This is a genomic window from Streptomyces sp. NPDC020731 (assembly GCF_044334705.1).
Taxonomy (GTDB): Bacteria; Actinomycetota; Actinomycetes; order Streptomycetales; family Streptomycetaceae; genus Streptomyces.
In genome coordinates this window covers 268,919-289,529 of the sequence record NZ_JBIRTN010000006.1, presented here as the reverse complement: position 1 = coordinate 289,529, position 20,611 = coordinate 268,919, and the positions used below count along the sequence as shown (strand labels likewise).

Annotated in this window: 16 protein-coding genes, 1 tRNA gene and 1 pseudogene; 9 read left to right on the top strand and 9 right to left on the bottom strand. The window is 73.1% G+C overall.

What is annotated here, in order from left to right; translation table 11 throughout:
- Positions 1–45 precede the first annotated feature (45 nt).
- Together ACH4VX_RS12070 and ACH4VX_RS12065 are read left to right on the top strand one after the other, a co-directional pair.
- Positions 46–1,143: a mechanosensitive ion channel family protein gene (locus ACH4VX_RS12070; RefSeq protein ID WP_398367266.1), complete on the top strand. Its 1,098-nt coding sequence runs from the start codon at positions 46–48 to the stop codon at positions 1,141–1,143.
- Positions 1,144–1,384: 241 nt separating this feature from the next.
- A complete protein-coding gene (locus ACH4VX_RS12065) occupies positions 1,385–3,604 on the top strand; it encodes an NADP-dependent isocitrate dehydrogenase (protein WP_398367265.1) in 2,220 nt (739 codons plus the stop codon).
- Between the two features lie 76 nt (positions 3,605–3,680).
- On the opposite strand, the gene ACH4VX_RS12060 is transcribed toward ACH4VX_RS12065, so the two are convergent.
- Positions 3,681–4,022 carry a DUF5713 family protein gene (locus tag ACH4VX_RS12060; protein ID WP_398367263.1) on the bottom strand — a complete coding sequence of 114 codons (342 nt, stop codon included), beginning with the start codon at positions 4,020–4,022 and terminating at the stop codon, positions 3,681–3,683.
- Between the two features lie 86 nt (positions 4,023–4,108).
- On the opposite strand from ACH4VX_RS12060, the gene ACH4VX_RS12055 reads away from it, so the two are divergent.
- A complete protein-coding gene (locus ACH4VX_RS12055; RefSeq protein WP_398367262.1) occupies positions 4,109–4,906 on the top strand; it encodes an N-formylglutamate amidohydrolase in 798 nt (265 codons plus the stop codon).
- Between the two features lie 270 nt (positions 4,907–5,176).
- Here ACH4VX_RS12055 and ACH4VX_RS12050 read toward each other — a convergent pair whose 3' ends face one another.
- From ACH4VX_RS12050 to ACH4VX_RS12040, 3 genes are read right to left on the bottom strand one after another with little or no spacing between them, the layout of a single operon-like run.
- Positions 5,177–5,665, bottom strand: a complete 489-nt coding sequence (locus ACH4VX_RS12050; RefSeq protein WP_398367261.1) for a hypothetical protein — start codon at positions 5,663–5,665, stop codon at positions 5,177–5,179.
- Positions 5,662–6,237: an RNA polymerase sigma factor gene (locus ACH4VX_RS12045; RefSeq protein ID WP_398367260.1), complete on the bottom strand. Its 576-nt coding sequence runs from the start codon at positions 6,235–6,237 to the stop codon at positions 5,662–5,664. Before ACH4VX_RS12045 ends, ACH4VX_RS12050 begins: the two co-directional genes overlap by 4 nt.
- A gap of 59 nt (positions 6,238–6,296) precedes the next feature.
- The gene (locus ACH4VX_RS12040) at positions 6,297–7,727 is read right to left on the bottom strand and encodes a S8/S53 family peptidase (protein ID WP_398367259.1); all 1,431 of its coding nucleotides are present in this window, start codon (positions 7,725–7,727) and stop codon (positions 6,297–6,299) included.
- 166 nt (positions 7,728–7,893) lie between these two features.
- Here ACH4VX_RS12040 and ACH4VX_RS12035 point away from each other — a divergent pair, with 166 nt between their 5' ends.
- Entirely contained in the window at positions 7,894–10,467 is a 2,574-nt protein-coding gene (locus tag ACH4VX_RS12035; protein WP_398367335.1) for a CHAT domain-containing protein, read from the top strand.
- Between the two features lie 159 nt (positions 10,468–10,626).
- Here ACH4VX_RS12035 and ACH4VX_RS12030 read toward each other — a convergent pair whose 3' ends face one another.
- Positions 10,627–12,330 (bottom strand): LuxR C-terminal-related transcriptional regulator, encoded by a 1,704-nt coding sequence (locus tag ACH4VX_RS12030; protein ID WP_398367258.1) that lies wholly within the window; start codon positions 12,328–12,330, stop codon positions 10,627–10,629.
- Between the two features lie 95 nt (positions 12,331–12,425).
- On the opposite strand from ACH4VX_RS12030, the gene ACH4VX_RS12025 reads away from it, so the two are divergent.
- Positions 12,426–13,511, top strand: coding sequence for a M12 family metallopeptidase (locus ACH4VX_RS12025; RefSeq protein WP_398367257.1), 1,086 nt, complete (start codon positions 12,426–12,428; stop codon positions 13,509–13,511).
- Positions 13,512–13,668: 157 nt separating this feature from the next.
- On the opposite strand, the gene ACH4VX_RS12020 is transcribed toward ACH4VX_RS12025, so the two are convergent.
- Positions 13,669–13,742: transfer RNA gene (locus ACH4VX_RS12020), tRNA-Pro, on the bottom strand.
- 161 nt (positions 13,743–13,903) lie between these two features.
- Positions 13,904–14,215: pseudogene (locus ACH4VX_RS12015) on the bottom strand (GntR family transcriptional regulator); the annotation flags it as partial.
- A 188-nt stretch (positions 14,216–14,403) separates the two neighbouring features.
- Between ACH4VX_RS12015 and ACH4VX_RS12010 the strand changes: the two are divergent.
- Positions 14,404–15,567 (top strand): Gfo/Idh/MocA family protein, encoded by a 1,164-nt coding sequence (locus ACH4VX_RS12010; RefSeq protein WP_398367256.1) that lies wholly within the window; start codon positions 14,404–14,406, stop codon positions 15,565–15,567.
- A gap of 7 nt (positions 15,568–15,574) precedes the next feature.
- Here ACH4VX_RS12010 and ACH4VX_RS12005 read toward each other — a convergent pair whose 3' ends face one another.
- Together ACH4VX_RS12005 and ACH4VX_RS12000 are read right to left on the bottom strand one after the other, a co-directional pair.
- Positions 15,575–16,180 (bottom strand): TMEM175 family protein, encoded by a 606-nt coding sequence (locus ACH4VX_RS12005; protein WP_398367255.1) that lies wholly within the window; start codon positions 16,178–16,180, stop codon positions 15,575–15,577.
- A gap of 54 nt (positions 16,181–16,234) precedes the next feature.
- Positions 16,235–17,269: a LacI family DNA-binding transcriptional regulator gene (locus tag ACH4VX_RS12000; protein WP_398367254.1), complete on the bottom strand. Its 1,035-nt coding sequence runs from the start codon at positions 17,267–17,269 to the stop codon at positions 16,235–16,237.
- A gap of 107 nt (positions 17,270–17,376) precedes the next feature.
- On the opposite strand from ACH4VX_RS12000, the gene ACH4VX_RS11995 reads away from it, so the two are divergent.
- The 3 genes from ACH4VX_RS11995 (at position 17,377) to ACH4VX_RS11985 (ending at position 20,416) form a co-directional block, all read left to right on the top strand.
- Positions 17,377–18,552 carry a phytanoyl-CoA dioxygenase family protein gene (locus ACH4VX_RS11995; protein WP_398367253.1) on the top strand — a complete coding sequence of 392 codons (1,176 nt, stop codon included), beginning with the start codon at positions 17,377–17,379 and terminating at the stop codon, positions 18,550–18,552.
- An 18-nt stretch (positions 18,553–18,570) separates the two neighbouring features.
- A complete protein-coding gene (locus ACH4VX_RS11990) occupies positions 18,571–19,347 on the top strand; it encodes an SDR family oxidoreductase (RefSeq protein ID WP_398367252.1) in 777 nt (258 codons plus the stop codon).
- Between the two features lie 64 nt (positions 19,348–19,411).
- Entirely contained in the window at positions 19,412–20,416 is a 1,005-nt protein-coding gene (locus ACH4VX_RS11985) for a Gfo/Idh/MocA family oxidoreductase (RefSeq protein ID WP_398367251.1), read from the top strand.
- The last annotated feature ends 195 nt before the right edge of the window (positions 20,417–20,611 follow it).

Sequence of the window (20,611 nt, the reverse complement as noted above, 5' to 3'; positions counted from 1 at the left end):
ACTTCACATACGGCCCCCGGCCAGGACGTTCGCCGAGGGTGAGCGGTGACCCGCACGCTCACCGGCCACGACCTGGTGTACGCCGGCATCGCCCTCGCGGCCGGCCTGCTGGCGGCGTTCCTGCTGCGGATGCTGCTGCGCTGGCTGGGCCGGCACGCGGACCGCACCCGCTGGCGCGGGGACGACGTCCTCGTGGACGCGCTGCGCATGATCGCGCCGTGGGCGGCGATCGCGGGCGGCGCGGCCTCCGCGGCGGCGGCGCTGCCGCTGACCCGGACCGTGCAGCACAACGTCAACCAGACGCTGACGCTGATGGTCATCTTCGCCGCGACGATCTCGGCGGCCCGGGTGGTGGCGGGGCTGGTGCGCTCGGTCACCCAGTCCCGCTCCGGTGTCGCCGGGTCGGCGACCATCTTCATGAACATCACCCGGATCCTGGTCCTGGCGATCGGTTTCCTGGTGGGGCTGCAGACACTGGGCATCTCGATCGCCCCGCTGCTCACCGCCCTCGGCGTCGGCGGTCTGGCGGTCGCGCTGGCACTGCAGGACACGCTCGCCAACCTGTTCGCGGGCATCCACATCCTCGCCTCCAAGACCGTGCAGCCGGGTGACTACATCCGGCTGAGCAGCGGCGAGGAGGGCTACGTCGAGGACATCAACTGGCGCCAGACGACCGTGCGCGAGCTGTCCAACAACCTGGTGGTCATCCCGAACGGCCAGCTCGCCAAGACGAACATGACCAACTTCATGCGTCCCGAACAGCAGCTGACCATCCTGGTGCAGGCCGGGGTGTCGTACGACAGTGACCTGGAGCAGGTGGAGCGGGTCACCATGGACATCGTCGCCGAGGTGATGACGGAGATCACCGGCGCGGTGCCGGAGCACGAGCCCGCGGTGCGTTTCCACACCTTCGGGGACTCCCGTATCGGCTTCACCGTCATCCTGGGCGTCGGCGAGTTCAGCGACCAGTACCGGATCAAGCACGAGTTCATCAAGCGCCTGCACCGCCGCTACCGCGAGGAGGGCATCCGCATCCCGTCGCCGGCGCGCACGGTGGCGCTCCAGCAGGGCTCCGTGGTGTTCCCCCAGCAGCGCGGCACGGACTCCGCGCCGGACGACATGACCACCACCCGGCCGATCTGAGCCCACCGCCCGGGTGATCTCCCGCCGCGCCGCGAGGACCGTGGCGGGAGCAAGGATCCGTCTTCCGGATCCTGCCGAGCCGAGCGGGGTCCGGCACGCGCGTCTGCGGCGTCGCCTCGCGCCGGCCCGGGCCGGAAGACGGGCCCTGGGCCGGAAGTCGGCGCGGACCCCTGTCGAGCCGCGGGCGGTCACGAGATATCTTGATGTCGAGCAATGTTGCAGACGTGGAGCGGAGCACCCGGTGACTGACTCGACCATCATCTATACGCACACTGACGAGGCCCCGGCCCTGGCAACGTATTCCTTCCTGCCGGTGGTCCGGGCGTACGCCTCGCAGGCGGGTGTCACCGTGGAGACGCGTGACATCTCGCTGGCCGGGCGCATCATCGCCCTGTTCCCGGAGTACCTGGCCGAGGACCAGCGCATCCCGGACGCCCTCTCGGAGCTCGGTGAGCTGGCCAAGACGCCGGCGGCCAACATCATCAAGCTGCCGAACATCTCGGCGTCGATCCCGCAGCTCAAGGCCGCGATCGCCGAGCTGCAGGGCCAGGGCTACGCACTTCCGGCCTACCCGGACGACCCGAAGACCGACGAGGAGCGCGACATCCGCGCCCGCTACGACAAGGTCAAGGGATCGGCCGTCAACCCGGTGCTGCGTGAGGGCAACTCCGACCGCCGCGCCCCCGCCTCGGTGAAGAACTACGCCAAGAACCACCCGCACCGCATGGGCGCCTGGACCTCCGAGTCCAGGACCAACGTGGCGACCATGGGCGAGAACGACTTCCGCTCCACCGAGAAGTCGGCCGTCATCGCCGAGGACGGCGCGCTGCGCATCGAGCTGGTCGGCGACGACGGCAGCACCACCGTGCTGCGCGAGTCCGTGCCCGTGCGCAAGGACGAGGTGGTCGACGCCTCCGTGATGCGCGTCGCCGCGCTGCGCGAGTTCCTGACCGCGCAGGTCGCCCGCGCCAAGCAGGAGGGCGTGCTGTTCTCCGTGCACCTGAAGGCCACGATGATGAAGGTCTCCGACCCGATCGTCTTCGGCCACGTGGTGCGCGCCTTCTTCCCGAAGACGTTCGCGCGGTACGGCGAGAAGCTCGCCGCGGCCGGCCTGACCCCGAACGACGGTCTGGGCGGCATCTACAAGGGCCTGGAGTCGCTGCCCGAGGGCGCCGAGATCAAGGCGTCCTTCGACGCCGAGCTCGCCGAGGGTCCCCAGCTGGCGATGGTCGACTCCGACAAGGGCATCACCAACCTGCACGTCCCCTCGGACGTCATCGTCGACGCCTCCATGCCCGCCATGATCCGTACCTCCGGCCACATGTGGGGCCCCGACGGCCAGGAGGCCGACACCCTCGCGGTGCTCCCGGACTCCAGCTACGCCGGCGTCTACCAGGCCGTGCTCGACGACTGCCGCGCCAACGGCGCCTACGACCCGTCCACCATGGGCTCGGTGCCGAACGTCGGTCTGATGGCGCAGAAGGCCGAGGAGTACGGCAGCCACGACAAGACCTTCGAGATCCCCACCACGGGTACGGTCCGTCTGGTCGACCAGGCCGGCAACGTCGTCATCGAGCAGGCCGTGTCCGCCGGTGACATCTTCCGCGCCTGCCAGACCAAGGACGCGCCGATCCGCGACTGGGTGAAGCTGGCCGTCACCCGCGCCCGCGCCACCGGCGCCCCGGCGGTGTTCTGGCTGGACGAGACCCGCGCCCACGACGCCAACCTGATCGCCAAGGTCGAGCAGTACCTCACGGAGCACGACACCGAGGGCCTGGACATCCGCGTCCTGAACCCGGTGGAGGCCACCAAGCTGTCGGTGGAGCGCATCCGCCGCGGCGAGGACACCATCTCGGTGACCGGCAACGTGCTGCGCGACTACCTGACCGACCTGTTCCCGATCCTGGAGCTGGGCACCAGCGCCAAGATGCTGTCGGTCGTCCCGCTGATGGCGGGCGGCGGCCTGTTCGAGACGGGCGCCGGCGGCTCCGCGCCCAAGCACGTGCAGCAGCTGGTCAAGGAGAACTACCTGCGCTGGGACTCCCTCGGTGAGTTCTTCGCCCTGGTGCCCTCCCTGGAGCAGTACGCCACGGTCACGGGCAACACCCGCGCCAAGGTCCTCGCCGACACCCTCGACCGCGCCACGGCGACCTTCCTCAACGAGGACAAGTCCCCGACCCGTCGCGTCGGCGGCATCGACAACCGCGGCAGCCACTTCTACCTGTCCCTGTACTGGGCGCGGGAGCTGGCCGCACAGGACGACGACGCGGACCTGGCGAAGGCCTTCGCGCCGCTCGCCGAGACGCTCACCGCCAACGAGGCGAAGATCGTCGAAGAGCTGAACGCCGTCCAGGGCAAGCCCGCCGAGATCGGCGGCTACTACCAGCCCGACCCGGCCAGGGCCGCCGAGGTCATGCGCCCGTCCACCACGTGGAACGAGGCGCTGGCGTCCCTGAGCTGACGCGAGCAGTCGGGTGGCTCCGCCCCGGCCGGCATCACGCCCGGCCGGGGCGGAGCCGTGTCCGCCGGGTGGCGGCTCACCAGTCTCGCGGGGCGATCAGTTCCTCGACGTCGGCGTCGTCGAAGCCGTACGCCCGGGCGACGAACCGGAACTCCCCGCCCATCTCGTCCCGGGCCACCGTCTCGATCTCGCTGCCGGCCGCCTCGAACTCGGCCTCCAGGTCGTTGAACTCCTCGGTGGCGGCGTGGGTCAGGGCGTAGAGCGCGGCGAGGTCCGCGGGGCGTTCCGCCTCGATGCGCTCGCACAGCGCGAGCAGGACGGCCCGGCCACGGTCCACGACGTGGTCGGGGTAGTAGTCGTCCCGGTACAGGGCGCTCAGGAACGGGTGGGCGGTCACCCGCTCGTTGCTGATCGGCATGAAGGGCCTCGCTCGTCGGCGTTGTCAGTGGGATGTGGCACCTTGATCATGCCGTGCACCACTGACAATCCCCCTGGAGCTGCTGAATGACCGATACGCCGCCGTCCTTCGAGTTCCTTCCCGGTGCTCCGGACTCCCCCGTGATCCTCCACGTGCCGCACTCCGCCCGGGAGATACCGGCCGATGTGCGGGCCGGGATCGTGCTGGACGATGCCGGGCTGGAGCGGGAGCTCGATCACATCACCGACTCGCACACCGCCTCGATCGCCGAGGAGGCGGCCCGGGCGGCCGGTGTCGTGCCGTGGCGGTTCGTGAACCGGCTCTCGCGGCTGGTCGTCGATCCCGAGCGGTTCCCGGACGAGCGGGAGGAGATGCTGGCCGTCGGGATGGGCGCGGTCTACACCCGGACCACGCACAAGGACGTGCTGCGGCCCGCCGGCTCCGACCCGGAGCCGCTGATCGAGCGGTACTTCCGGCCGTACGCGCGGGCGATGACGGAAGCCGTCGCCGACCGGCTCGCGGCGACCGGGCGGGCCGTGATCATCGACGTGCACTCCTATCCGAGCGCCCCGTTGCCCTACGAACTGCACGGTGACGGACCACGCCCGGAGGTCTGCCTGGGCACCGACTCCTTCCACACCCCGCCCGGGCTGCTCGACGCCGCCCGCGAGGCGTTCGCGCCGTGCGGGGCGACGGGGCTGGACAGCCCGTTCGCCGGGACGTACGTACCGCTGGAGTTCTACGGCAAGCGGGCGGAGGTGTCCGCCCTGATGGTGGAGATCCGCCGGGACACCTACATGTCGGAACCGGGCGGCCCCGCGGGACGGGGTCTGCCCCGGCTCGCCTCGGCGCTCGCCACCGTGATCGACGCGGCCTCCCGCTGACACCGGCGGCCTCCGCCCCGCGCCCTCGGGACGGCCGTGTCACGCGGCCGGACCGGTTCCCGGGCCCGGAGGCACGGCGCCCGGCGGCCGGACGGGTCTGCGGTGGCGTGCGTCCGGACGCACGGCGGGCCGACGCGCCCCGCGCCGGAACGGCGAGCAGTACGCTCCCGCCACGGGGCGGCTGCGGTTCGTCGCGCGGTGTTCCCGCGCGACGACGCGCACCGCGTGGGGGCGAGGTCCTCCGAAGCCGCGGGCCCGCCCCCGGCGCGCTCAGGCGCGGAGCCACTCCGTGACGACCACGTCGTCGTCGGTGCGCAGGCGCAGGGCGAAGGGACCGGAGGGCGGGGTGACGGTGGTGAAGCGGCCCAGGTCGTCGACGGTGAGCGGGGCGGTGGTCTGCGGACCGCCGAGTACCTCGATGCGGGCCGGCCGGGGCGGCAGCACCTGGCCCATCAGTCCCTCCTCGGTCACCTCGACGTCCAGCGTCACCTCGCCGGCGGTGAAGGTGAGCATGCGCGGCACGTCCGTCGCTCCCCTGACCGGGATGGCGTCGACCAGCGAGTCGAAGGTCAGCTCGGCCACGCGGGCATCGAGGTCGTGCAGCGCGTAGGCGTCGACGGCGATCTGCAGCAGGGCGGGAGGCAGCGGGTCCAGGACGGCTGCCGCCCGCCGGAGTTCCTCCTCCAGCGGCCCGGTGTCGAAGTCCTCGTCGAATCCCGCGTCGTCGTTCCTGTCGTTCCTGTCGTTCCTGTCGTTCACGTCGCCCCCCGTGCCTCGAGCCGGGCCCGCAGCCGGCGCAGACAGCGCTGGCGCAGCGGCCCGATGCTGCCCACCGCGATGTCCAGCGCGGCGGACACCTCCTGATAACTGGGCGGCGGCGAGGCGATCAGCACCCGCAGCAACTGCCTGCACCGATCGCCCAGTTCCTCGAACTCCTGCCACAGCCGCCGCACGCGTTCGCTCTGCGCCGCCGCCTCCTCCGTCTCCAGCAGCGACTGTTCCGGCGCACCGTCCTCGCTGACCCGGTCCAGCAGCTGCGGATCGTCCGTCAGCATCAGCCGGCGCGCGTTCCTGTGCACCTTCAGGCACTCGTGCCGCGCGGTACTGGCCAGCCAGGAGCCCGTCTTGTCGGGTTCCCGGATCCGCCCCAGGTGCTGGGCGAAACGGAACCACACCGTCTGGTAGACCTCGTGCGCGTCGGCGTCGGAGAGCCGGTGCGCGCGCACCACGGACCACACCAGTGGGCCCAGCCCTTCCACGATCGCCTTCCAGGCCGCCGCGTCGCCGTCGACAGCGGACCGGACCAACGCGCCGACCTCAGTACGCTCCACGGTCCCACCCCTCGTGTACGGCACGTCATCGTACGCCGTGGAGGGGACGGCTCCGGTCCTCATGCCCGTGCCGAGGGTGGTGAGACCCGCACCGGGCGCCAGGTGGGTGGAAGGAGCGCCGGGACGTGCGCCCCGCGCACTTGCGCGTACTCGGAGTTGGCGTCGAGCAGTTGCCGGCGGGCCTTGCGCGGGTCGGTCTCCGCCTGCGCGGTCATGTGGGCGGCGACCATGCCGACGGCGACGGGGGTGGCGAACGAGGTCCCGCTCCACTGGGCGAGCCCCTCGAACATCACCTGGTCCGGCTTGCCGGAGCCGCCGTCCTCGCTCAGTACGCCGGTGTGGCGCGGGTCGTGACACGTGCAGGCGTACGTGAAGCCGTAGCGGCAGGCGTCGTAGGTGGAGTGCTGGTACACGTAGGGGACGGGCGTCTCGAAGCCGGTGAGGGCGCTGACGAGACGCTCACCGGGCGCATAGGCCTTCACCCAGCCGCCGTGGTTGCTGAAGCAGGCGCCGAACTCGCCGTCCCCGCGCAGCGCGCCGACGGACAGCACGGCGTTCTCGTAGCCGGGCAGATCGGCGTAGGCGGCGGGCCAGAAGGGTGTGGCGCTGCCGTTGTTACCGGCGGCGGCGACCAGCAGGGTGGGCTGCTCGCGCAGTTCCCGCATGAAGGCGTCGACGCCGAGGAGTCCGTCGGTACGGCCGTTGGAGGTTCCGGCGGAGAGGCTGATGACGTCGGGCCAGCCGCCTTGGTCGACCGCTTCGAAGAGCTTCTCGCCGAACTCGGACTCCAGGATGGCGCCCGCGTCGTTCAGCGTGCCGCGGACGGTGATGTCGGTGCCGGGGGCGACGGCGGCGACCAGCCCGGCGATGAACGTGCCGTGCCCGCAGTACTGCTTCAGCACGCCGTCGTCGCCGCACTCCTCGGCCTGGGCGTCGCCCCGGGTGTGCGCGAGCAGCGGGTAGGAGCGGTGGTCGTGCATGAGTCCGGTGTCGATGACGAGCACGGCGACGGCGGTGTCCGGGTCGTGGACGGCGTCGGCGGTGGCCGGGTTGGGCCGTGTGCCTCGCGGTACGGGCACGGGCTCGTCGCCCGGACAGGCGTTGACGGCGATCGACACCACGTGGTTGCGGCTGATCAGCCGGCGTCCGGCACGGCCCTCGGCGGACGACAGGGCACGCAGCGCTCCCGCGACCGCCGGGTCGCCGCTGCCGTCGCCCTGGCCGGGGTCGGCGACCCGGATGCGGGTGATGCCCGAGCGGTTGGTGCCCGGACCCGTCCGGCGCACCTGGTCCGGGGGGAGACCGGCGAACGTGGTGAAGTGCTGTCGCACGGTGTCCTCGACGACGCGGGCCTCCTCTCCGTCACGGGCGAGGACCACACCCTTCTCGTAGAGGAACTCGCCCGCGTCGTCCGGCCCCATCGCCAGGGGGACGCCGGGCATCGAGCGCTGGATCTGTGCGAACTGCTCGCGGAATCGCTGTGGTGCCATGGCATGTCCTCCACTGGTGCGACGGCGGCCGGTGCCGCGGAGCTGTCGTGTATGCAGAGTCGTGGAGCGGGTGTTTGATACAACGTGACACCTGTGAGGCGTGGTTGCGGACCACTACCATCGTGGGGTGACAGCGGGAAGCGACACGGTGCTGGAACTGCTGCCGATGGTGTTCGCCGCCCCGGGTGAGGCGTTGGCGAGGGCGGAAGAGGTACTGGGCGACCGTCCACCGCCCCTGCACGCCTCCGTCGCCCATCAGGTGATCGGCATCTGGCAGCGGGACTTCGGCGACATGCGGCTGGCCCTGGCCCATCTGCGGCGGGCCCGGGCCTGGGCGGCGCGCGCGGACTCGGCCGAGCGGGAGGCGGACGTCCTCGCCACGCTCGGGGTCGCGCTGGTGCACGCGGGGCGCACCCGGCAGGGCATGGACGCGCTGCGGCGGGGCGTCGAGCGCGGCACCGGACACACCCGCGCGCGGGTGCTGTTCCGCCGGGCGTACTCGTGGTGGGTGCTGGGCCATCACAAGGAGGCCCTGGAGGACGTACGGCGGGCCATTCCCGTACTGCGGCAGGCCGAGGACGTGATCTGGACGGCGCGGGCGCTGACGCTGCGGGCGACGGTGCATCTGGCGCTGGGTTCGGTGGAGCGGGCGGACGCCGACTTCACGGCGGCCGAGGCGCTGTGGGACACCACCGGCCAGGAGCACGACAAGGCGGACGCGGTGGAGAGCCGGGGGCTGGCCGCGTTCCGTTCGGGTGACGTCCCGGCGGCGCTGCGGCTGCTCGACGAGGCGGAGGAGCGGTACGCCAAGCTCGGCACGCCGACGTTCATGCTGAACATCCGGCGCTGCGAGGTGCTGATGGCGGCCGGTCTCGCCGCGGAGGCGCTGGCCGAGGCGGACGCGGCGCTCCGGGCGCTGGACGGGATCGGCGGGCAGTCCACGCGCAAGGCGGAACTGCTGCTGGCCGCCGCGCGGGCGGCCCGGCTGGCCGGCGAGCCGGGGACCGCGATCGCCCGCGCGGCGCTCGCGGTGCGGCTGTTCGCGGGGCAGCGGCGCATCTGGTGGGAGACGCACGCGCGGCTGGTGCTGATCGGGGCCCGGCACGCGGCCGGACGCGGTTCGGGCCGGCTGGTCGCGGACGCGGCGGCGGTGGCGGAGAAGCTGGCCGCGCTCGGCGCCCCGGCCGCCCCGGAGGCGTCCCTGCTCACGGGCCGGATCGCACTGGACCTGGGCTGGACGGCGGACGCGGAGCGGCATCTCGCGGTCGCCGCGCGGAGCAGACACGGCGGGCCGCCGCTCGCGCGGATGACGGGCTGGGCGGCGCAGGCGCTGCGCGCGCGGGCCGCCGGTTCCGAGCGGGGCGTGCTGGAGGCCTGCCGGCGCGGTCTCGACGTGCTCGACGACCACCGGATGACGCTGGGCGCCTCCGAGCTGCGGGCCCGCGCCACCGCGCAGGGCGCGGAGCTGGCCGCCCTCGCGCAGAAGGCCAGTCTGGTCTCGGGCGGGCCGCGACGGCTGCTGGTGTGGAGCGAACGCTGGCGGGCCACCGCGCTGTCCGCACCGCCCACCCGGCCGCCGGCCGACCCGGCGCTGCTCAGCGGCATGACCGCCTACCGGGAGATCGCCGCCCGCGCGGAGGAGGCCCGCATGGAGGGCAAGCCGGTGCCGGCCCTGGAGCGGGACCAGCGGCGACTGGAACGGGAGATCCGTTCCCGGACGCTGCACATGCGCGGCGAGGCCCCCGACGACGGGGACCGCTTCGACGTCGGCCGGCTGCTCGGGCGGCTGGGTGACAGTGACGACGGGCAGCTGGTGGAGCTGGCCGTGCTCGACGGACGGGTGCAGGTGCTGCTGTGCGGGCGGGGACGGGTGCGGCGGTTCGAGGCAGGGCTGCTGGCGGCGGCGGAGACCGAGGCCGAGCATGTGCAGGCGGGGCTGCGGCGGCTGGCGCATCCGGGGGCGCAGGCGCGGCTGCCGGTGGTGGAGGCCGCGGGCCGGCGGCTGGAGGAGCTGCTGCTGGGTCCGGCCGCGGCGCATCTCGGTGACGGCCCGGTGGTGATCGTGCCGCCGGGGCGGCTGCACCGGGTGCCGTGGGCGCTGCTGCCCTCGCTGCGGGAGCGGGTGCTGAGCGTGTCGCCGTCGGCGAGCAGCTGGCTGCGCGCGAAGGAGACGGTGCCGCCGCCCGGGGGCCGCCAGGTGCTGGTACGCGGTCCGGGTCTGGCGACGGGCGGCGCGGAGGTGTCCGAGCTGGCCGACCGCTACGGCGGTGCGACCGTCCTGGAGTACGACGACGCGACGGTGCCGCGCGTGCTGCGGGAGCTGGACGGGGCGGGACTGGCGCACATCGCCGCGCACGGCGCGTTCCGCGCGGACGGCCCGCTGTTCTCGTCCCTGCGGATGGCCGACGGACCGCTGATCGTGCACGACTTCGAGCGGCTGGACCGCAGCCCGTACCGCATCATCCTGTCCTGCTGCGACACCGCACGGTTCGCCACGGTGGGCGCCGACGAACTTCTCGGCCTGGTCACGGCGTTGCTGCCGCTGGGCACGGCGGGGGTGGTGGCGTGCAGTGCCCCCGTCAACGATGCCGCGGTGGTCCCCCTGATGGTCGCCCTCCACAAGGCCCTCGACACCGGGCTCTCCTTGGCGGAGGCCTTGCGCGATGCCCGTGCCGGCCTTCCGGCCGATGCGTTGCACCGGGCCACGGGGTGGGCCTTCACCGCGTTCGGGGCGGCGTGATCCCGCCGTGGGCGGCTGCGGGTGAGTCGTGGTTGCTCGCGCAGTTCCCCGCGCCCCTTCAGGTGGGTCGGCTGCACCGGCCTAAAGGGGCGCGGGACTGTGTCGATATGCGGCTCCGCCGCGTGGGCGCGAGCAGCCACGGCCCACCCGCAGCCGCTGTCAGGCAGTCTGACGGGGCAAAGCAGCACCCAACCGCGTGTACGCCCCGTACAGGTGATTGCCCACCGTGCGAACGGAAAGGGTGAGGCGTTCCGCGATCTGCCGGTTGCTCAGACCCGCTGCGGCCAGCGTGACGATCTGCCTCTGCCGCGCGGTGAGTTCACCCAGAACCAGGCCCGCAAGCGCCGGCGTGTGGGCGTCTTCGCAGCGTCGGGCGAGAGCGACCGCACGCGTGCGCGCGGTGCGGGCGGCGTGCGGTTCCCGGTGGGCGGAGACGGCCTGGGCGTGCGCCTCCGCGGCGAACAGCAGGAAGCCGCGCCGCTCGAACTCCTCGCCCACCCGGTCCAGTGCGGGTCCGTCGGCCCGCGCGAGGGCGTCGGCGTGGTCGGCGAAGACGCCGGTGAGCCGGCCGGCGGCCCGTTCGGGGGTGCCGAGGCGTACGGCGTCGTACGGGTCGCCGTGCTCTCCGGGAGTCCCCTCCGCGCGGGTGAGTTCCGCGCGGCAGGCCGGGTCTGCGGGGGCGGTGCGCAGGCCCTCGCGTGCCCATGCGGCCGCCTCCCGCAGTGCGCCGCGCAGCCGCGCGTACCGGGCGCGCAGGGCCGCGTACCCGGCCGGGACCGGCATCCCCTCCCCCACGAGCCAGTCCCCGACGGGCGCCGGTACCGCCGCCACGTCGGCCCGTTCGATCCGCCGGGTCAGCTCCGCCGACTCGGCGTCCAGGGCGGGGGCGCACTCCTCGGGTGTGCGGGCGAGCCGGCGGGCGCGCAGCCGGCCGGCCGCGGCCCGGAGGACCGGGCCGTGCAGGGGGTGGGCGAGGCGGATACCGCCGTGGTCGTCGACGTGGACCAGGCCCGCGGTCTCCAGGTGTTCCAGGACGGTGAGGTCCAGGTCGTCCCCGTCGAGCGGCAGGGGTCCGGCGAAGGCGAGGCGGTCGAGCGTCTCGCGTTCCCCGGGGCGGGCGCGGTCCAGGAGGTGGGTGGTGCGTTCGCGTACGGCCGGGGTCAGTGGCAGCGGGCCTCGCCATTCCCAGGTGCCCGGGACCCCGGTGAGCCGGCCGTGTTCGCGCACCGCGGCCAGGAGGTCCCGCAGCAGCCGCAGGTCCCCGTCGCACAGGCGGTGCAGCCGGTTCGCGGTGAGCGGCTCCGGGGTGGGCCCCGCACCCGCCGAGAGCAGCCGCGCGGTGTCCTCCCGGGACAGCGGCGGCAGGGCGAGCCGGGGCAGCAGTTCCCCGGTCCACAGCCGGGACACGGCGGCGGGCACCGGCTCGCCGTCGGTGACGACGACCAGCAGCCGGGTGCGTCCGTGCACGGCGAGCTGGTGGACCAGGGCGGCGGAGGCGTCGTCGAGCAGATGGGCGTCGTCGACGAACAGCGTGCGCACACCGGAGAGTTGCCGCAGGGCACGGTGCAGGGTGACGGGCTCGGGCAGCAGCGGGGCGAAGGCGGCGAAGGGCAGGTGCCGGGTCCCCGGCGTCCCGGTGGCACGGGCGCGGTCGGTGCCCCGCACCGCCTCGGTGACGAGCCGGGTCTTGCCCCGTCCCGCCGGTCCGGTCACCACGAGGCCGCGCCCCGCGCCGGTCAGCGAGCGCCGTACCAGGTCGAGTTCGTCCTCCCGGCCGGTGAACGGCCAGGGCGGCCGAAGGGTCGCCGCGTCCTTCCCGTTCGGCTCGTACGGCCCGGTGGCATCCCGTCGCGAAGTCGTCACGAGAACAGGAGCACCGATACTCAAGCCTGATACAGGGACACTTGAGCAGACCCCGACTCAGGCGCCCCGGCCCGCCGCACGGCAGCCTGTGATCCATGACCGCTCGCCACTGCTCGCTGCCGCCGCAGCCGGCCCCCGCGTATCCGCCGGGTCTGGCCGCCGAGCGGCTCGGCGCGCTGATCGGCGGGCGGCGGCTGTGGGTCAACGGCACCGTGCTGCACTACTGCTTCTTCGGCGGCGACACCGCGGGGTCGGAGATCGCCGTGCCCGGAACCGGGCGGACCCGGTGGGTGCCGTGGGGCGGGGCCGAGAAGCAGCGGGAGGTCGTGCGCGAGTGCTTCGAGGAGTGGCGGGGGCTCGGGCCGGGCCTGACGTTCGCCGAGGTCCGCGACCGCACCGAGGCGGAGCTGCGCATCGGGTTCCAGCTCGGTGACGGCACCTGGTCGGCCGTGGGCAGGGACGCGCTCCGCGTCGGCGTGCACGAGCGCACCATGAACTTCGGCTGGGACCTGACCGCACCGGGTGAACGCGCCACCGTCCTGCACCAGATCGGGCACGCGCTGGGAATGCTGCACGAGCACCAGAGCCCGTACGCCGGTATCCACTGGGACGACGAGGCCGTGTACGCCGAGCTGGCGGGCCCGCCGAACCACTGGAGCCGGGACAGGACGTACCACAACATCCTGCGCAGGCTCGGCCCGGACGAGGTCAACGGCTCCGTCTGGGACCCTCAGTCGATCATGCAGTACGCGTTCCCGTCGGGGCTGATCCTGGAGCCGGAGCAGTACCACGGGGGCGTGTACCCGCCCGGCGCCCTCTCCCCCGCCGACAAGGAGTTCGTGCTCCGCCGGTACCCGCCGGCCGATCCGCCGCGGCCACCCCCGCTGGTGCCGTTCCGTTCGGTGCCGCTGGGTCTGGGCCCCGGTGAGCAGGCGGACTTCCGTATCGATCCGCCGGAGACCCGCGACTACACGGTGGGGACCTTCGGTGACGCCGACCGGGTCGTCGTGCTCTTCGAGGAGCGGGACGGGGAACCCCGCTTCCTCGCCGGCCACGACGACGGAGGAACCGCGCACAACGCGACCATCGCGGCCCGGCTGGTCAAGGGCCGCCGCTATTACGTCCGTGTCCGCCTGTACTCCGCGTGGGGTCCGGGCGAGACGGCGGTCATGTGCTGGTAACGGCACCGACCGCGAACACCAGAGCCATTTCCGGCGCCGGGGGAGCGGCCGGGGGGCGCCGGTCACCTTCGGGGGAGGGTGACCGGCGCCCCCCGGCCCACGCGCGACGAAGGGAGCCGTACCGGATGATTCCGGTACGGCTCCCTTCCGACTTCCGTCGGGACGACAGGATTTGAACCTGCGACCCCTTGACCCCCAGTCAAGTGCGCTACCAAGCTGCGCCACGTCCCGATGCGGTTCGCGCGGTGGACCGCGTGATCACGCAGGTCAACAGTACCGCATCGGGGAGCCGGTCAGCTCCGTACGGCGGGGGCCGCGGGCTCCGGTTCCGGGGTGGCCGGCTGTGCGGCGGCGGGCGTGAGGCGCGCGGTACGGCGGACCGGGACCAGCAGGGCGGCGGCCGCCTTCGCCGCGCAGAGACCTTCGAGGACCAGGCGGCACTCGGTGATGGCGACCGCTTCCTCCACGGTCACCACCCGCACCCGTGAACCACGGTTGCGGATCCGCTCCACCAGCCCCTGGGTCTCCAGCTCTATCAGCGCGGCCCGGATGCCGGCCCTGGTCACGCCGAACTGCTCGGCGAGTTCGTTCTCCACCAGCCGCTGCGCCGGCGCCATCTCGCCGTGCAGGATCGCCTCCCGCAGCTGCCCGAGCGCAAGCTGTTTGGCCTGCTCCCCGGTGCCCGGACGGGCTTGGTTCGGCATGGTTGCCCTCCCTGAGTGAGTGCCTGTCGAACGTAAATCCAGCCAAACAAGATTGTCGACAATTTTGTTCACCGTATTGCGGGGACCGCCCTCGGCGCGTGCATTGTCCTGTCAAAAGGTTGACATGACGCCGGGTCCCCGCAGAAGGTGAGCGGACAGGACACGGACCGGGCCGGAGAGAGGCTTTCATGCTGGACGCACTGGGTGTCGCCGTCGTCGGATTCGGCTGGATGGGGCGGGTGCACACCCAGGCGTACGCACGCGTGCGGCACCACTATCCGCAGCTGGCCCTCCGTCCTGAGCTGGTCACGGTCGCCGAGGAGGTGCCGGGCCGGGCCGAGGAGGCCGCCGCGCAGTTCGGGTTCGCCTCGACGACCCGCGACTGGCGGGAGGTGGCCGCCGATCCCCGGGTGCGGGCCGTCAGCATCACCGCCCCGAACTTCCTGCACCGCGAGATCGGTGTCGCGATGGCCGAGGCCGGCAAGCACATCTGGATCGAGAAGCCGGTGGGCCTGGGCGCGGACGACGCCCGCGCGGTCGCGGACGCGGTCGCCGAGGCCGGGGTCCAGGGGACGGTCGGCTTCAACTACCGCAACGCGCCCGCCGTGGAGGCGGCCCGCGAACTGATCGCCTCCGGTGACATCGGTACCGTCACGCATGTCCGCATCCGGCTCTTCAGCGACTACGCGGCTCATCCCGAAGGTGCGTTGACCTGGCGCTACGAGCGGGAGCGCGGGGGCAGCGGAGTGCTCGGCGACCTGGCCTCGCACGGCGCCGACCTGGCCCGTTTCCTGCTCGGCGACATCGCCTCGCTGACCGCGGACACGGCGGTCTTCGTGCCCGAGCGGGCCCGTCCGGCGGGCGCCACGGCCGGTCACTCCCGCGCGGCGGGCGGGGAACTCGGCCCGGTGGAGAACGAGGACTACGTCAGCTGTCTGCTCCGGTTCGCCTCCGGTGCGCGAGGGGTGCTGGAGGCCTGCCGGGTGTCGGTCGGCGAGCAGAACAACTACGGCTTCGAGGTGCACGGCACCGAGGGCGCCGTGTCCTGGGACTTCCGCCGGATGAACGAACTGGGCGTCAGCCGGGGCACCGGCTACCAGGACCAGCCCGTCAGCACCGTCTACGTCGGTCCGGGCCACGGCGAGTTCGGCGCCTTCCAGCCGGGTGCCGCGAACGCCATGGGCTACGACGACCTGAAGGTGATCGAGGCGTACCGCTTCCTGCGCTCCGTCGCGGAGGGCGTCCCGCACGGCGCCACTCTCACCGACGCCGTGCACAGCGCCACGGTGCTGGACGCGATGGCGCGGTCGGCGGAGAGCGGGGCCTGGGTGACGGTGGACGCGCCGGCCTGACCGGTGGTCAGCGGGCCGCGTCCGCCCGGCGGCCCAGCCACACCTTGACCGGCACCAGCCACCACCACATGGCGCCGGGCCCCATGACCAGGGCCAGCGGAATGGTCACGAGGAACACCACCACCGTCGCCCCCAGGTCGATGGCGGAGAGCCTCTCGTCCCGTACGGGAGCGGCCCCGCCGCGCAGCCAGGGGCGCCGGGCGACGAGGGCGGCCAGCGCCAGGTGGACGGCGCCGAGCGAGGCGACCGCCGCCGCGTAGACGACCACCGAAACGCGTTGGTCGCCGTACTCGGAGACCAGCGCGGTCGGGAACGGCAGCAGTGCCGCGAGGCCCAGACCGAGCACGGTCAGCGAGATCACCTGCCCGTCCACCTGCCGGACCGTGCGGAAGATCGCCCGGTGGTCGCGCCAGAAGCCGGCCAGCACCGCCAGGCTGATCGCGTAGGCGCCCAGGTTGGGCAGCACGTCGCCCAGGGCCCGGTGGAATTCCCCGGAGTCCAGCCCCCGCGGTACGGAGACGTCCAGGACGAGCAGGGTGATGGCGATGGCGAACACGCCGTCGGCGAGCGCGATCAGCCGCTCGGGCCCGCCTTCCGGGGTCGGATTCCTCATGCGCACGACGGTAGGCAGACCCGGCACCGCCCAGCGGGATACACGCCCGGCCCGTCACCCCGCCATCGTCGGGGGCGGCATGTTGTAGGGGGTCACGACCTGGACGGCGGAGGGGAGGGTGGGCCCGGCGGGCGGCAGGGCGCCGTGGGCGCGCATCACCAGGCGGCAGGCCTCGCGCAGGTCGTGCCGCAGGTCGTGGTGGAGCACGGCGGACAGCCGGTGCTCGCGCAGCAGCCGGGTGTTGTCGTGGTCGAGGTCGTGCGCGACGAACACGGCGCACTCGCGTCCGGCGTCCTCGAAGGCGCGCAGGGTGGCGATGTTGCCGCCGCCGATCGAGTAGACCGCGCGGATCTCCGGGTCGCGTTCCAGGGCGGCCCGGACCAGGTCGTACTGCGTGGCGTCCAGGCCCTGTCCCTCGGCGATCTCGACGAGGGACCGCCCCGGGTGCCGGGCGCGCATGGTGCCGCGGAAGCCCATCTCGCGCTCCTCCTCGTTGCGGAAGGAGCCGCTGGAGAGGCTGGTGAGCACATTTCCGGGGCGGTCGCCCAGCCACTGCCCCATGAGATAGGCGGCGGTCGCGCCCGCCGCGCGGTTGTCGCTGCCGACGTGGCCGATCCGGGCGCTCGTGGGCAGGTCCGTCACCAGGGTCACCACCGGGACGCCGGCCGCCACGAGCCGGCCGACGGCCGCGGTGATCTCGGGGACGTCGGGTGCCTTGAGGAGCACGCCCCGGGAGCCGCGCCGGCCGATCCGGTCGAGGAGCGCGACCAGTTCCCCCGCCGGGCCCGTCTCCCGGAAGTGGAAGCGGGAGCGGACCACCGCCGGGTGCAGGGAGGGCAGTTCGGCCTCCAGGGCGGCCCGGACCGCGGTGGAGAACCGCTCCGGCGACTGCATCACGATGTCCACCATGAACGTCCGGCCGACCAGCCGGACCTGGGTGCGCTGCCGGTCCAGGTCGGCGATCGCCCGGTGCACCTCCCGCGCGGTGCTCTCCCGCACCCCTCCCCGGCCGTTGAGGACCCGGTCCACCGTGGCCTCGCTCAAACCGGCCTGACGTGCGATTTCCCGGATCGGGAAGGGGTGGCCCACATCGGCTCCTGAGGGGTTTTTGATGGCTTCCTGCTGGTTGTTCGAAGGGTTTGTACTGACAAGAATGACACCAGCCGCGTCGCTCCGTGACCCGAAGGGACGACCCCATGTCCGCCTCCACCCACCAGCAGACACCCGCGCCGACCGCCTGGCTGTCCGAGCGGGAGTGCGACCTCGACGCCTTCCGCGCACTGGTAGAGCAGCCGACCGACCTCGCCGCCCACCCGCACGCGAGTGCCGTCGAGCGGAACGTACTGCTGTACGACGCCGACCGGCTCGCCCTCGCCGACCGCCGCGCCGTACAGGCCGAGCTGGTGCGCGCGTTCGCGGACGGCCCCGGCATCGTGGTGATCCGCGGGGCCTTCGCCGACCCGGCGGTGGTGGACCGGACCACCGCCGTGTTCGACGCCCTGATCGCCGAGCAGCGCGCCTCGGGCGCCACCGCGGGTGACCACTTCGCCGAGCCGGGCGCCAACGACCGGGTGTGGAACGCCCTGGAGAAGGCGGCCCTGTACGACCCGCAGGCGTTCGCCGACTACTACGCCAACGAGGTGATCGCCCTGGTCTCCTCGGCCTGGCTCGGTCCCGGCTACCAGGTCACCTCCCAGGTCAACGTGGTCAACCCGGGCGGCGCGGCGCAGACCGTGCACCGCGACTACCACCTCGGCTTCCTCTCGAACGAGGTCGCCTCCGCCTACCCGGCGCATGTGCACCGCCTCTCCCCCGTGCTCACCCTCCAGGGCGCGGTGGCGCACTGCGACATGCCCGTGGAGTCCGGGCCCACGCTGTACCTGCCGCACTCGCAGAAGTACGAGCCGGGCTACCTCGCCTGGCGGCTGCCGGAGTTCCGGGCGTACTTCGAGGAGCACCACGTGCAACTGCCCCTGGCCAAGGGCGACGCGGTGTTCTTCAATCCGGCGCTGTTCCACGCCGCCGGCGCCAACCACTCGGCGGACATCCGGCGCATGGCCAACCTGCTCCAGGTGTCCTCGGCGTTCGGCCGGGCGATGGAGACGGTGGACCGCGAGGCCGTGGCGGGCGCCGTCTACCCGGTGCTCCTCAAGCGGCAGGGCGAGGGCGCCGGCGAGCGGTGGCTGGAGAACGTGATCGCGGCGAGCGCCGAGGGCTGCCCCTTCCCCACCAACCTCGACAGCGACCCGCCGGTCGAGGGCCTGGCCCCGCCCTCGCAGGCCGATGTCGTACGCCGGGCCCTGCGCGAGGGGTGGACCCCCCGGACCCTGCGGGGCGAACTGCGGGCCGGCGCCAAGCGGCGCGAGAGCTGAGAGGAACCGGACACAGGCATGGGACTTCTCGACGACAAGGTCGTCCTCGTCAACGGCGGCAGTCAGGGCGTCGGTGCCGCCGTCGCGCGGGCCGCGGTCCGCGAGGGGGCGGTCGTGGCCGTGAGCGGGCGGCGCCCGGAGCCCGGTGAGGCGCTGGTGGCCGAGCTGGCCGCCGCGGGCGGCAAGGCGATGTCCGTACGGGCCGACCTGGCGGACGCCGAGCAGGCCAAGGCCTGTGTCGCGCGGGTGGTGGAGGCGTACGGGCGGATCGACTGCCTGGTCAACTCCGCCGGCCTGACCTCACGCGGGACACTGCTCGACACCACACCCGAACTGTTCGACCAGCACATCGCGATCAACCTCAAGGCGCCGTTCTTCGCCATGCAGGCCGCCGTCGCGGACATGATGCGGCGCGCGGCCCCCGGCACGGTCGTCAACATCATCACCTCGTCGGCGCACGGCGGGCAGCCGTTCCTGGCACCGTACGTCGCCGCGAAGGCGGGGCTGATCGGCCTGACGCGGAACGTGGCGCACGCCCATCGCTGGGACCGGATCCGGATCAACGGCGTGAACATCGGCTGGACCGCCACCGAGGGCGAGGACGCCACCCAGCGCGCCTTCCACGGCGCCGGGGACGACTGGCGCGAACAGGCCGCCGCGCGGCTGCCGATGGGCAGGCTCGGCCAACCGGACGAGATCGCCGACTTCGTGGCCCTGCTGCTCTCCGACCGCTCCGGGGTGGTCACCGGTTCCGTGATCGACTGGGACCAGAACGTCCTCGGCGGCCTCGACTGACCTCCCCCGCCCTCCGCTCGTACGCACCACCACGCACCACCACGCACCCAAGGAGCACGTCCCCATGCGTATCGGAATCCTCGGTCTCGGCCGCATCGGCGCCTTCCACGCCGAGACCCTGTCGGGGCTCGGCACCGTCGGGTCCCTCGTCGTCTCCGACCCGTTCACGGACGCCGCGAAGACCGCCGCCGAACGGTTCGGCGCCGAGGTCGCGGACTCCCCCGAGGCCCTGCTCGCGGCCGGGGTGGACGGCGTGGTCGTCGCCGCCGCGACCGACGCCCACCCGGGGCTGATCGTCGCCTGTGTGGAGGCGGGCGTGCCCGTCTTCTGCGAGAAGCCGGTGGCCCGCACCATGGCCGAAGGCGTGGCGGTGCTCCGGGCGGTCGAGGGCCGTGACGTGCCGGTCCAGATCGGCTTCAACCGCCGCTTCGACGCCGGCTTCGTCGCCGCTCGGGCCGCCGTACGCTCCGGGGAACTGGGCGAGCTGCACACCGTGCGCTCGACCACGCTGGACCCGGCGCCGCCGCCGGCCGCGTACATCCCCGCGTCCGGGGGCATCTTCCGGGACTGCTCGGTGCACGACTTCGACATCATCCGCTGGGTGACCGGCCGCGAGGTGACCGAGGTGTACGCGGTCGGCGGCAACCGGGGCGCCGACTACATCAGGGAGGCGGGCGACGCCGACACGACCGGCGCGGTCCTCACCCTGGACGACGGCACCATCGCGGTGGTCTCCAACAGCCGTCACAACGGCCGGGGTCACGACGTCCGCATGGAGCTCCACGGCTTCGCGGACTCCATCGCGGTGGGGCTGGAGGACAAGCTGCCACTGCGGTCGGTGGAACCGGGCGTGACCTTCCCGGCCGGTACTCCCCACGACTTCTTCATGGACCGCTTCGCGGCGGCCTACCGCGCCGAACTGACCGCGTTCACCGATGTCGTGGCCGGCTCCCGGCCCTCGCCGTGCACGGTCGCGGACGCCCTGGAGGCGGGCTGGATCGCCGAGGCGTGCACACTGTCGCTGCACGAGCACCGCCCCGTCACCCTCCAGGAGGTACGGAACGCATGAGCGAAACCGGCCCGGAACCCCTGCGCATCGGCATCCTGGGTGCCGCGCGGATCACCGAGCGCTCCCTCGTCGCCCCGGCCCGGGCGGCCACCTCCTGGACGCGGTGACGACGAGGCGACCGATCGACGCGGTCCGCGGGCGCGGGGCCGGCCCCGCGCCCGCGGACCGCGTCGATCGGTCGCCTCGTCGTCACCG